Annotated in this window: 19 protein-coding genes; 18 read left to right on the forward strand and 1 reads right to left on the reverse strand. The window is 53.4% G+C overall.

The genetic code is table 11. From position 1 onward, the window contains the following. Positions 1 to 14 precede the first annotated feature (14 nt). The 17 genes from NYE58_RS06205 (at position 15) to NYE58_RS06285 (ending at position 11,318) form a co-directional block, all read left to right on the forward strand. Positions 15 to 1,769 carry a hypothetical protein gene (locus NYE58_RS06205; protein ID WP_341001317.1) on the forward strand — a complete coding sequence of 585 codons (1,755 nt, stop codon included), beginning with the start codon at positions 15 to 17 and terminating at the stop codon, positions 1,767 to 1,769. A gap of 296 nt (positions 1,770 to 2,065) precedes the next feature. After that, positions 2,066 to 4,660: a DNA polymerase gene (locus NYE58_RS06210; protein WP_341001318.1), complete on the forward strand. Its 2,595-nt coding sequence runs from the start codon at positions 2,066 to 2,068 to the stop codon at positions 4,658 to 4,660. 15 nt (positions 4,661 to 4,675) lie between these two features. Then, positions 4,676 to 4,909 carry a hypothetical protein gene (locus tag NYE58_RS06215; RefSeq protein WP_341001319.1) on the forward strand — a complete coding sequence of 78 codons (234 nt, stop codon included), beginning with the start codon at positions 4,676 to 4,678 and terminating at the stop codon, positions 4,907 to 4,909. Continuing rightward, a complete protein-coding gene (locus NYE58_RS06220; protein ID WP_341001320.1) occupies positions 4,910 to 5,221 on the forward strand; it encodes a hypothetical protein in 312 nt (103 codons plus the stop codon). Beyond that, positions 5,222 to 5,488, forward strand: coding sequence for a hypothetical protein (locus NYE58_RS06225; RefSeq protein WP_341001321.1), 267 nt, complete (start codon positions 5,222 to 5,224; stop codon positions 5,486 to 5,488). It abuts the gene before it with no gap. Further along, positions 5,485 to 6,111, forward strand: a complete 627-nt coding sequence (locus NYE58_RS06230) for a 3'-5' exonuclease (RefSeq protein ID WP_341001322.1) — start codon at positions 5,485 to 5,487, stop codon at positions 6,109 to 6,111. The genes NYE58_RS06225 and NYE58_RS06230 overlap by 4 nt, the downstream gene beginning before the upstream one ends. Positions 6,112 to 6,113: 2 nt before the next feature. Beyond that, a complete protein-coding gene (locus tag NYE58_RS06235) occupies positions 6,114 to 6,377 on the forward strand; it encodes a hypothetical protein (protein ID WP_341001323.1) in 264 nt (87 codons plus the stop codon). A 76-nt stretch (positions 6,378 to 6,453) separates the two neighbouring features. Further along, positions 6,454 to 7,410, forward strand: coding sequence for a hypothetical protein (locus tag NYE58_RS06240; protein WP_341001324.1), 957 nt, complete (start codon positions 6,454 to 6,456; stop codon positions 7,408 to 7,410). A 258-nt stretch (positions 7,411 to 7,668) separates the two neighbouring features. Next, on the forward strand, positions 7,669 to 7,881 hold the full coding sequence (locus NYE58_RS06245) for a hypothetical protein (protein ID WP_076297477.1): 213 nt from the start codon (positions 7,669 to 7,671) through the stop codon (positions 7,879 to 7,881). Continuing rightward, complete coding sequence (locus NYE58_RS06250; protein WP_076297476.1) at positions 7,847 to 8,404, forward strand: crossover junction endodeoxyribonuclease RuvC; 558 nt, start codon at positions 7,847 to 7,849, stop codon at positions 8,402 to 8,404. Before NYE58_RS06245 ends, NYE58_RS06250 begins: the two co-directional genes overlap by 35 nt. Next, positions 8,401 to 8,586: a hypothetical protein gene (locus tag NYE58_RS06255; RefSeq protein WP_036679051.1), complete on the forward strand. Its 186-nt coding sequence runs from the start codon at positions 8,401 to 8,403 to the stop codon at positions 8,584 to 8,586. The genes NYE58_RS06250 and NYE58_RS06255 overlap by 4 nt, the downstream gene beginning before the upstream one ends. A 359-nt stretch (positions 8,587 to 8,945) precedes the next feature. After that, positions 8,946 to 9,893 carry a hypothetical protein gene (locus tag NYE58_RS06260; RefSeq protein ID WP_341001325.1) on the forward strand — a complete coding sequence of 316 codons (948 nt, stop codon included), beginning with the start codon at positions 8,946 to 8,948 and terminating at the stop codon, positions 9,891 to 9,893. Beyond that, positions 9,893 to 10,213 carry a hypothetical protein gene (locus NYE58_RS06265; protein WP_341001326.1) on the forward strand — a complete coding sequence of 107 codons (321 nt, stop codon included), beginning with the start codon at positions 9,893 to 9,895 and terminating at the stop codon, positions 10,211 to 10,213. Before NYE58_RS06260 ends, NYE58_RS06265 begins: the two co-directional genes overlap by 1 nt. Before the next feature lie 98 nt (positions 10,214 to 10,311). Then, a complete protein-coding gene (locus NYE58_RS06270; RefSeq protein WP_445671782.1) occupies positions 10,312 to 10,662 on the forward strand; it encodes a nucleoside triphosphate pyrophosphohydrolase family protein in 351 nt (116 codons plus the stop codon). After that, the gene (locus NYE58_RS06275) at positions 10,659 to 10,910 is read left to right on the forward strand and encodes a hypothetical protein (protein ID WP_341001329.1); all 252 of its coding nucleotides are present in this window, start codon (positions 10,659 to 10,661) and stop codon (positions 10,908 to 10,910) included. Before NYE58_RS06270 ends, NYE58_RS06275 begins: the two co-directional genes overlap by 4 nt. Then, positions 10,907 to 11,065: a hypothetical protein gene (locus NYE58_RS06280; protein ID WP_341001331.1), complete on the forward strand. Its 159-nt coding sequence runs from the start codon at positions 10,907 to 10,909 to the stop codon at positions 11,063 to 11,065. Before NYE58_RS06275 ends, NYE58_RS06280 begins: the two co-directional genes overlap by 4 nt. Before the next feature lies 1 nt (position 11,066). Then, positions 11,067 to 11,318 carry a hypothetical protein gene (locus NYE58_RS06285; RefSeq protein ID WP_341001333.1) on the forward strand — a complete coding sequence of 84 codons (252 nt, stop codon included), beginning with the start codon at positions 11,067 to 11,069 and terminating at the stop codon, positions 11,316 to 11,318. On the opposite strand, the gene NYE58_RS06290 is transcribed toward NYE58_RS06285, so the two are convergent. Further along, positions 11,319 to 11,576 (reverse strand): hypothetical protein, encoded by a 258-nt coding sequence (locus NYE58_RS06290; protein WP_341001334.1) that lies wholly within the window; start codon positions 11,574 to 11,576, stop codon positions 11,319 to 11,321. A 22-nt stretch (positions 11,577 to 11,598) separates the two neighbouring features. Between NYE58_RS06290 and NYE58_RS06295 the strand changes: the two genes are divergently transcribed. After that, positions 11,599 to 11,820 (forward strand): 3D domain-containing protein, encoded by a 222-nt coding sequence (locus tag NYE58_RS06295; protein WP_341001336.1) that lies wholly within the window; start codon positions 11,599 to 11,601, stop codon positions 11,818 to 11,820. The last annotated feature ends 134 nt before the right edge of the window (positions 11,821 to 11,954 follow it).

An 11,954-nucleotide genomic window follows, 5' to 3' on the forward strand; every position in this document is an offset into this window, starting at 1 on the left:
GGAGACCCGTATAAATGACGAAACTAAACGTAGTAATTCCGGCTGTAAACGTAACTGTAGATGGCGTAGAGTTCCGCAAAGTTGACCGGAAGGCGCAGGCGGGCGATATCGTTAAGGCGCTCGTTAGTAGTTTGGACGTTGAGGCCGGCGCTTTCTACGGGATAGTATTCGACAAGCACGGTGCGGCGGATTTTCTTGACGATGCGGGGGACGTGAATGGGCGTGCGGACTCCGATGGATATCCGGAAGAGTTCGAAGTCTACGCGCCGGTATCCGGCGTGACCACCGAAATACCCTCCGCCGCTGAAATCACGTTCGACAACGCACAATACCGCAAAGTCGACCGCTCAGCTCGCGAAGGTGACGTTATCGTGTTTACAGAAGAGGCGGATTACGTTACGGAGGGAACCCCGTATCTCGTTAACGAAATTGATAGCGCGGATGACGCACAGATTACGGATGACGACGGCGACGACTTTGATACATGCGGAAGTGCGTTCGATGTGTACGAAAAGGTCAGCGCAGAGACAACGGTACGCGGCGTGCAATATCGCGAGGTTAAACGCCAAGCCCGCGCGGGTGAGACGGTTAAGATGACGGACGATGACAGAGCCGACGGGTGGGCGGAAGGTGATACGTTTATTGTCGCGAAGATTGACTCGGACGGCGACGCGGTATTTAAGGATAACGACGGAGATACGCGCTATAAGGATAAGGATTACTACGTCGTACTCGAACCGATAAACGCGCAAGCTAAAGCGGAACCTGAACGTTTGTCGGTCGGAGATTACGCGAAGGTTATTACGAAAGAGGGCGGCATCCTCAGCGGATTTGATGTCGGCGATGTCATTCAGATCGTAGAGAACCCGTATGAGCCAGGCGACTGCCATTTCCGCGTTATGAACTTTAACGGACGGACCGGTTATGCTGACAAGGAGCGCGGGCTCACGCCAGCAACCGCCGAAGAAGTAAGCGCTGCTCAAGCGAAAGCCCAGCGCGTAGCTCAACGTAAACTCGCGGTCGGTCCGTTTGCTGACGGAGGTTTTGCGCAGATCATCGATCGCACAAAATCGTTAGCAATGAGTGCTGCTGACACGGACGGATACGTGAAGGTAAGCGTTGAGCCGTACGGTAGATATGCGCTTAGCTTGAGGAAGCCTAACGGGGACTACTCCGGGTACTGCAACGCGGACGCCTTGCGCCAGATTGCGGAGGAAGAGTATAACGCAGGGGTTGCGCCGAAACCGAAATTTAGCGTAGGGGATAGCGTACAAATTAACGTACCTGAATCCGAAACAACACGCTACGGACGCGCTCTTGTTAAAAACAGCGAAATCGGCACGGTCACTAAGGTAATCGGAGAACGAGTTACCGTAACTTTTCCGTCATACGGCAGCGGATGGGACGGAATCGCTTCGGAGTTGACGAAGGTTAGCGCGGAAGAAATCGCCGCACAAGCTTCTATCGAGAAGGAAGCGCAGGAAGCCGAAGAAAAGAGACGCGAGGAGCTTAAATGGGCGACAATCGGACGCAAGGTCGGCGAGTTTAAACGTGGAGATATCGTCAGTTTCGTTAAGACTGGCGGAGAGAAAGGCGTAGGCACCGTTGAGGACAGCGGTAGTGTCGACGATTGCATAGGCGTAAGAGTCGGAGCACAGCCGTATGATGGCGAGAAGTATCGCGGAGTATTTTTCGATGAGGGCGATAGCGCAACGCTTATCACTCCGGTCGAACAGCGCTTCGATACAGCGGTTAAAAGCGTAGCCTAATACGAAAGGAGTGAGCGGACATAGACGTTAAATTAACGCTTAATCTACGCAGTCCCACCGCAGCCGAAGCGCCGGAAGACGTAACGGAGCGCATAGCCAGCGCCACCAAACGCAAGAAAGCGGCGGAGGAAACGGATGCCGAAGCGATCGAACGCGTGTTATCGATGTCATTAACGGACCGCGAGCGCCAGCTCGTCGAGACCGTAAGAACCGCGCAAAAGACCGGAGAAACGGGGACGAGGGAAACGGGCAATTCCTCGTCCGGTAGTTTCAATCTCCGGTCCGGCGGCGGACAGGTGACGAAGGCAGACGTAATTGCGGCAGGCGAACGGTTGACGGCGGAAAGGAAACGCGCTGAACGTGCGGAACGGATTGCGGAGACGCTGCGTACGAAGCCGGCGAATTTCCATATCGTTACGGACGACGCGGAGTTACCGGCGTTTGTGGAGCGAGTACGAGAAGAGTGCCGTCTGCAGAAGGATGACGTATGGTTTACACGGACATTTGCGCTATTCAATAACACGCTAATTAAACGGAAGTTGGCCGAGCGCGGGATTACGATTCCTGACGCTCAGTCGCTTACGGTGTGGGATACGGAAACGTCTGGCGTAGACAAAATGATTGACTTAACCGGTGGCTATTCCGTATGGCTTCCGCTGCTTGACGAAGGTTATTACGTTGCTTACGGACATCTAACGGGCGAGAAGCAATGTACGCGTTCGGCTGCGCTAGGAGCAATCGCAAAGTTTATGTCGCTGGCCTCGCAGATAAAATCGTTCCATAACGCGCCCTTCGACTTGGCGATGATGCTTAACGACGGGCTGTCGCCGCAGGGAATACGCTTCGATTCGTTGGAAGGGATGCGTACGCTTAACGACAATGAGCCGACGTATGGATTGAAGCCATTGATTACGAAGTATAAAACGGCAATAGGTGCGACTGGTCCGGATTTCACCTTTGAGGATTTATTCGCGAAGGAATCTCCAATGCTTCACCCGATAGAACTAGTCGGAATCTACGCGATATGGGACGTTCTTAAAGGGTGGTGGCTGACTAAGTGGGAAATAGATACGCTTGTCGCAACGGATAAACTAGCGACCGCCTACTTCGAGATCGCGCAATATCTAACGGAGGTTAACGTTAATATTGAGCGTACCGGCTTCGTAATTGACCTCGACGAATTGAAGGCGTTAGGCGACGAACTACGTCCGAAGTTGGAGCAAGCGCAAGCGGATGTTATCGCGGCATATGGCGTAACCGATCCGGAATTCATACGCAAGATGGACCGCACAATTAACGCAGCGAAGATTACGGAATGGTGCGAGAAGCAAGCGAAGCGTATCGCTAAGAACGCGGAAGCACGGACGAAGCAACGCGCTAGCATCACGGAGTGCGAGGCTGCGGGTAAAACTACGCTCAAGAAATATACGAACGCGGTCGCTAGGCTCGCGGAATTAGAAGCGGAGGAATTAGCGCCGCCCGACGTAGAACACGCGCCGTTATTCATCGAATCATTTTCGTTTACGACCGATAACCATCTGCGCTATTTAATCTACGATCACCTCGGAATTACGGATCGTACGAAGCAGATCGTTAAGGATAAGAACAAGAGCCGCGCGGTATCTAAGGAGGTACTCGAACGCTATTACGAAGAGGAAGAAGCGCTCGCACCGTTGGCGAACGTATCGGCTTACGAAAAGCTGCTCGGAACGTATATCGACAAGATTCCGAACGCGCTGGACGTAGACGGACGATTACACACGCAGCTAGATACGGTTTCGACCGGACGGTATAGCTCGAAAGGCTATAAAGGCAAGCCGAACGATATACGAAGCGGCGAGGTAACAGACGCAAATTATCTCGCGACAATGCGGAAGCTCGTAGATTGCGGAGAGAAGTCCGTACCAAAAGGAACCAATCTTCAGAATATACCCGCGCGATCAAAAGAGGGCGAGCGTGTCCGTATGACGTTCGTTCCGCCGCCGGGTAGCGTATTCCTAGGCAGCGACCTTTCGTCCATAGAGCCGCGCCTTCAAGCGCACAAAATGGCGACGGTTTTCGGCGATGAGATATTCGCGGAAATGTACCGGAAGGGACTCGACCCATACGTTGAGTTCGCCGCCACAATGTTCGAAGTCGACCGCGAGCTGTGCTTCGAGAAGGCGTATAAGGCCGGACTGACTTCGATCCCTTTTCGTAAGCTGACGAAGGATATGTTTCTCGCGAAGGGCTACGGGCAGGCGCAGGAGCAGTTTGTTAAGACAGCGGTTAAGCGCGGAGTCACAGAGGATCAAGCTAAGCGCGCCTATGCGTCCTTTGACGAGATTCTGCCAGGATTCACGACGATGGTTAACGCATCATTTGCGCATCTCCGTGAGCACGGATGGACAGCGACGTTATGGGGACAGAAACGGCGCTTTCCGGAATACCGCAAGAACTGGCGTAGACTTTGCGAGATTATGAAGCGCGCCGGCATCCGCGATAAGAACGATCCGGACCTATCGAAGAAATCGTATAAGCTATCGCCGGATTTACGGACGGAGTTCTGGCAGCTTATCCGCCTGACCGGACGTGACGAACGAGCCGCGTTTAACCACGAAATTCAAGGCAGTGGCGCGAATGTACTCAAACTCTGCATGATCCGTAGCTACTACGAATTAACGTTAGGGCGCGGGTGGGAGTTCCCGTTAACGCTGCATGACGAACAAAAGCACGCGGTCCCTATCGCTGAGCTCACGGAAGAAGCTGTCGCGCTGTACACGGACATCATGACGAACACGGTAACGCTGGCCTGTCCGTTAGAGTGCGATACGGTGATCGAGCCGAAATGGATGCAGGAGATACGCGCTGCGGAATGGGACTTTACAAATAGACGGCCCAAAGCGGCCTAAAGGGAGACGGTAAACATGGAAAAGACAATTAACCTCGCAGTCACTAAACAGGAACTCGCTACGATTATCTCCGCGCTTGACTTTACGCTCATCAAAGGTACGGACGAACAGTTCACGGAGGACAGTTCGCTGCTCGACGAAATCTACGATGCACTCGACGCGTTTGACGACGCGGATGACGCGCTGTACGTATTCACTAAAACGTTAGCCTCACGTCTGGCCGCTAAGTTTACGGAGGTGGCAGCGTAAATGACAACGCTAAAATTAACGGTAAGCGAGCTCGAAGACCTCACGATTGAGGGCGCAATTACAACGGAAGCCGACGTAGAACTCAGCGTAGTTAAAGACGGACGCTGGGTATCCGAAGGGAAATTCGAGTCCAAAACGGTCATATTCACGGACGGCGTACGCTATTATCGCGGAGAAGTGATGCGCGAGGGATCGCCCTTTACGGATTATACGTGGGGTTCCGAATGGGACGGCGGCAGCGCGGATATCGAGGAAGTCACGCAGGTTGAGCGGACGATTCTCGTATGGGAAACGGTAAAGGGGGCCGCATAGATGAAACTCGTAGAAACGCGCAATATCGGAACGGATTACGATAAGCACTATGGTAAGGGCTCGATTGACGTTAGCCTGCGGGACGATAACGGTAGGCACGTAACAGGCGTAGCCATTTACGCTGGCGAGCCGGAGGACGCGGTGTTTTTCCGTGATCTCAGCGGCGCAAAATCTATCGCGAATCTCGTTAAGACCGCGTACGAAGCCGGCAAGCGCGGCGAAACGCTGGAATACGAGATGGTACTCGAAAGTGAGGCGGACGAATGAGCGCTGTTAATGAAATCATCACGGTAATCGACGTTGAAACGACCGGCCTCGATCACACTACGGATCACATTACGGAGATCGCCGCTATCCGAGCGGAGGTCTCAGCGGACGGAACTATCCGCGAGATCGGGCGGTTTCAGACGTTCGTAGCGCTGCCGCCTGGCACAGAGATTCCGGAGTTTATTACGGAGTTGACCGGGATTCGCGCGGATGACTTGCGCGGGGCTCCGGACGTTAACTGCGTAAGGACGTCCCTGCGCCGTTTCCTACTCGACTCAACGGTTATAGCGCATAATGCTCCGTTTGACTTAGCGTTTGTACCGTTGCCGATGTTTACGCTCGGGTTTGCCTGCACACGCGCACTCTCCCGCCTAGTCGATCCGGACGAAAGCGCCAAGCTCGCCGATGTCTGCGCTAGATATGGCGTCGATCTCAACGGACACCACCGCGCGATGAATGACGTAGAGGCTACGCTACAGGTTTACGCGATCCTGCGTGAGAAGGCGGAGCTTAACGGGATTACGTATAGGAACGTCGTGATTGATAGCGATGAGCGTCCGCTAAAATATACGCCGCCAGGCGCGATTGTACGGACAATTAAGAGAACGGAAGGGGCTGCGTAGGGATGACGAAGGAACAACGTGAATCATTGATTAAAGCGCTGAAAGACGGAGGTAGCACGCTTCGGCCTAGCCGGATATGCGGGACAATTGACAGTTTAACGCTTGAGGGCGGAAAGCTACCCGCCGGATTCAACGTTGACCGCGGTCTTTACGTGTGGGGTCGCGCTTCTCGTCACTCTGGTGCAAGTATGACTGTTACTGACCTCGTGCTTACCGAAGCTATAATCCGCGCATGGGTCACGGAACAAACAAAGGAGGCGGCTTAATATTACGCAATCAATCGCTAATCAAATCGCGCAAGACTTCACGGATTTCCTCAACGCTTACCACTCCGCGCCAGAAGTGTACGACGATGCACTCGATGCGCAGATTCACGCGTGGTATCAAAACGTCCTAACGGACAAATCGCGCAAGGTATGGCCGCCACGTAATATTCCGTACTTCTCACCGTCGGCTGCCGGATCATGTCCTCGTTCACTCTACGAAAAGGCGCTCGGTGCTAAGAAAGACGTAGAGGTAAAGCCGCCGCATCAAGGACGCTGGACTCGTTTGGGAACGCAGGTCGGCGATATGATACAGCGCGATATTCTATTCGCGGAGAAACATTACGCTAAGGCCACCGGGCAACAACCGCGCTTTGTATTCGAACGGAACTCGTACGGTGAGCCGATGTTCGAACAGTTTGCGCCAGGACTTACGCAGATAACGCACAACGGCGCCGTCTTCGCGCTATACGGATTCTGCGACGGGTTGATGCTATACCAGACGGATGACGGCGATGTCTTACGCGTCGGCCTCGAAATTAAATCGAAGCAAACTACGTCAGCCAAAACGTCCGAATACTCAACGCGTAACGGTCCGGACGAGAAGCACATTAAGCAAACGGTCTGTTACTCGCGAATGTACGGCGTCGATTATTACGTAATCCTCTACGTTAATTGCGCGAAAAAGGCGTGGGAAATGAGCGCTGAGGACATCGCGAAGACTCCGGACATCAAGGCGTACGGCCTGTATATTACGGACGAGATGCGCGCAGAGGTATTCGATGGCTTCGCGGACATTGTTCACGCGGTCAATGCGAAGATACCGCCGCCCCTTGATATCGAAAACTTTACGTTCAACAATTTCAAGCGTGCATGTGCGTTGTCATTAACGGAGGATGAGATCGCGGTCATTGAGCGGAAAGTAAGCGCGATATCACGATCGAGTCTGCCGGATTGGAAGAAGCGAGGACCTATCGAAGCGCTCACGGAGATTCAGCGGATACGGTACGAGGAAGAAGCGAAGGAGGCCGCCTAATTTGCAGACACCGCAATCATACGTAATCGAATCGATAAGCAATCTCGACGGAACAACACACGAACGCGAAGCCCGACGCAAAGGTCAGCGCGTAGAAATCTTACGCTGCGAGGTCGGCGCGCCTATGCTCGTATGTTACCGCGATGACGGAAACAAGATCCTGCGGACGTCATTCGTACGTTCGATCGCGGATAGCGACGGAGTAGTTTCCGTTGTTACGAGTAATACCGTTTACACATTCGGAAAGGAGGCGGCGTAATGACTAAACGTATTATTAACGGAACCCTCTACGTATTACTTATTGGCGCACTTATGGTCGGCGGCCTGGTGTGGTTCTCGCTATTAACGTGCGGACTATTGTACGTCAGCGTTATATCTGCGCTTCTCATCGTTTGGTCGTTCATACTCGGATTTATATCGGAAGGAGGCGGAAGCGATCACGAAACAGACGAAGAAACCCGCGCTTCCTAACTTCCGTGTTCTCGGACTCGACTTATCGCTAAGTCCCGGAATCGCTGTGGTAGAAGTCCGTAATAGAACCCCGTACCTTATCGCATGTGACTCCGTAGCGACTTCGACGGCCGATACGGACGCCGTACGCAACTACACGGTCGAAACGTTTGTCGGTCACTTCGTTCGGGAGCATCGTCCGTTCGATATCGTAGTTCGCGAAGACTTTACGTCCGGACGGAATAAACGCGCGACTCAAACGATATTCAGCGCATGGGCAGCGGCAGACAGAGCGCTCGCGGCTTACGGTTACCACGCGGAGGACTTAAAGCCCGCGCTTGCCCCAACGTCGGTTAAGAAATACGTAACCGGCAACGGGAAGGCGGAGAAACCGGAAGTCGCGGAAGCGGTGCGGAAGTACCTGCGGTTGCCTGCGGATACTAAGTGGCGGACGGGATACGATGACGCGGACGCATGCGCAGTGTGTCTGTCGTATTTACTGCGCGAGAACCTAATCGATGAAATCGGAGGGATTGCGGCATGAGGGAATACATTGGATATACACACATTTCGCAGGGAGTTGAGAGCTTTGGTCCGGCGGTTAGCGAAGCGCTGAGCGGTTACGCAAATAGCGGGTACGACATTGACGTACATTACTCGCAATCGACGGAACCTCGCGGACGTATTATGTTCTCAGCGTTAATAACCGCCTGGACGCAGACATGACGCGTATTCCAGACCGCCTCACTACGCAACTCGAACGCGCCCAGCTCGCCGAGATCGCGGAACTTGAACGTGCGGTCGAAGTGCATCGCGGACTGGCGGCGAATTATGAACGGAAACTAGCGGAGGCACAACGGAGACAAATACGGAGTAGTTAGCGATTAATTTCGCCGACTCTCCGTTTTTTTTTCGTTTAATTTTAACGTTTTGGTGCGGGAGCTCTTACTCATTGCGGATATTAACATATAAGACGCGGACGACGAAAAAAGTTTCCGTAAAAGTGTGCGGGACTTCCGAGCACGTCGGCTTTATCTATGTAAGGCGCAGATGACGCGCAATATAAACGAGGAGGCGGTTCAGTAATGACAACGCAACAATATCGCGAAGTTAAACGTAAGGCAGCGGTGGGAGAACGGATTAAGATCGTAGCGGCGAGTTACACGATGGGACGCTACGACAACGGGGATGAATTCACGGTGAATCACGTAGACAGAGACGACGACGTTTACTTGAGCATCGACGGAAAAGATCGTCTCATCTGCTTGTCGGAGTTCGTAGTCCTCGAACCAATCACGCAGCCTAGCGCACCGTCACCGCTCTCTTCCGATCCCCTTTACGCAGCCTTCCGCCAGTTCGTCGCGGACAATGCGGATGAATTACGTAAGCTACTTCCGGAGATTGATCCGCCGGGAATTAGCGTAGGCGGCAGCGTAGGCGCTCCGTTCACTGTTGCGGACTCAGGCGCAGTTATAGCGCGCAAACCGAAGCCGCCGACCCGCGCACAGGTTATCGCAAAGGCGACCGCTGACGTCGCGGAATTGCTACGGATTGGTCGCGATATCTATTCGGACATTCCGAAAGAATCTCCGTTCCACAACCGTTGCTACGCCGTTAACTTTCACGTTAACCGGGATAAACGTACGGTGACAGCGTTGGTGAATCACGGAGTGTCACTAGAACGAGTACCTGACGCGAAGTTCACCGCAAAGTGTTCGCCAGCCGACGTATTCCACGCGGAAATCGGCAAAGCGATCGCGCTACGTAAGGCGCTTGGGTTAGCGGTGCCGAGCGAATATACAGACGCGCCGCAACCGGAGCCAGCAACGGGCGCAAAGGTGCGTAAGCTCACAGGCGGAAACGTAGGTGCGACGCTAACACTTGATGAGCGCGATCCAGCGCTTGACGGCGAAGAGTACGGCGGCCACGCGTTTACTACGCTAGAGGGCGGATGGATCGGCGATAAGCAGTACGTCATCATCGACGACACCGACGTTGACTACAGCGCGGTCGAATCGAAGGAGGCCGCTTAATGGACGTGCTGAATACGTATGGTGGCGTTGTTGATTACAGCGTCGGCTCGATTGTTTACGGAAGCTTCGTATTCCTAGTATTTGCGGGCATATCCGTAATCGGCTGGCGTATGGGAGAACGCTTGTGGCCTACGATTTTCGCAATCTTATCGCTATTGGGCGCATTGTTAATCGTACTAAGCGTGCTAAAGCCGGACTACATTCCGATCACACACGAAGTCACACTCCGTCCGGGCGGCGTTATCGACGCGGTGAAATACGATATCGTCGAACAGCGCGGCGCAATATTCGTAATTGAGGAACGGACGCCTGCGGAATGATAGCGCAGCGTATCATCGACCGCCCGCAAGCCGAAATCATGGCGGACAGAAAGCGTAAGCGTACGGAATTACTCGATAGACTACGGAGGGGTGAACGGATGGGTGAAATTACATTTACGGAGTATCAAGCGGCGGCCGAACGTACGGCTAACAGCCAAACGGTGAGCACCGACGAACAACGCTTCGCTAACTTTGGAATGGGACTTAGCGGAGAGGCCGGAGAAGTAACGGACTTACTCAAGAAAGTCGTATTTCATGGACACACGCTTGATGCCGCTGAACTCGAAACGGAACTCGGCGATGTCCTATGGTATGTGGCGGCGCTGGCGAATACGGCCGGATTATCGCTCGCTGGAATCGCGGAGAAGAACGTAGCTAAACTACGCACTCGTTATCCGGAGGGCTTCGATGTGATCCGTAGTATTAAACGGGAGGTCGGCGCAAAGTGAACAACGATATCTACGTAATCCTTATTGACGGGAAGCCTTACCGTAAGGACAGCGCAATCCGGACGTATAAAACTCGCGGACGAGCGGAGAAAGAGGCACGCGATCTCAGACCGTACCCGTGGTATAGCGATGCTAAAGTCGCGATCGGCGTATTCACCGCGGAACAACTTACGGAAGTGACCATCGAACCGCCCGTTAATCCGCCGATTCCTTACGCGCCATTCACGGAAGGAGAGAACGCAGAATGAGCGCATTTCTCGGATTATTACTGGGGCTCGGCTTGCAGTTTATCGCTATTCAATCGTTTGACGCGAGCCGTTCGGAAGGATTCCTCGCATATATCGGCGGATTTATTCTCGGATTTATCATATGGGAAGCCGCAGGAAAACGGAAGGAGGCGTAATATGTCCGCAGAAATAATCCCGTTCCCATGCGTACAGAACGAAATCGCCGCCGCATTCGACGCACTAGCATCGCAGGCACGCAGCGGCCTAATAACCGGAGCCATGTTCGCAGTTAGCGGACCGAGCGCCGATCCACACGCAATTATGACGGGATGGCACGGCGTTGATATGGCGGAGCGCTCCGTACTATTGACGCATATGCAATTCGATTTATTCGCGGGCTTCATCGACGAAAATTACGGAGAGGAGTGATTACGTAGATATCCGCATAATACTCGCGTTAATATTCGCGACAGCACTAAGCGTAGGGCTCACGGATGTAACGGGCAAATATCCGTCAGCGACTACGCAAGAAATAGCGCAAGAAGTTCCCGCCGAAGTCGCGCCAACGATTACGGAGGAACCGACGGAAGAACCCGAGTGGACTACGTTCGAAGCCACCGCGTATATCGCGCTGTGCGATACGGGATGCAGCGGATTTACGGCTACGGAATATGACGTACGCCACACGGTCGAGTACGAAGGTAGGCGCGTGATTGCAGTTGATCCCGCGGTAATAGCGTTAGGGACAGCGCTTGAAGTCCGCACGGCTGACGGAGTGATTATCGAAGCGATCGCTCTCGATACTGGCGGCGCGATTAAGGGGCGCAAGATTGACGTATTGATGGCGGACATCGATGACGCGTGGGATTTCGGTAGGCAGGCGGTACAAATACGTATCTTAAAGGAGACGGTTATTAATGACGGAAATTAAACGTAAAGCCAACGCTGGGGAACGTATCAAGATTGTTAACGCTAATTTTACTTTCGGTAATTACACAAACGGCGCGGAGATGGTCGTAGAAAAACGTGTAAATGACCGTTCGGTTATCGTGGAGGATTACGGTG

The organism is Paenibacillus sp. FSL L8-0708, assembly GCF_038009325.1.
GTDB classification, from domain to species: Bacteria; Bacillota; Bacilli; order Paenibacillales; family Paenibacillaceae; genus Paenibacillus_AQ; species Paenibacillus_AQ odorifer.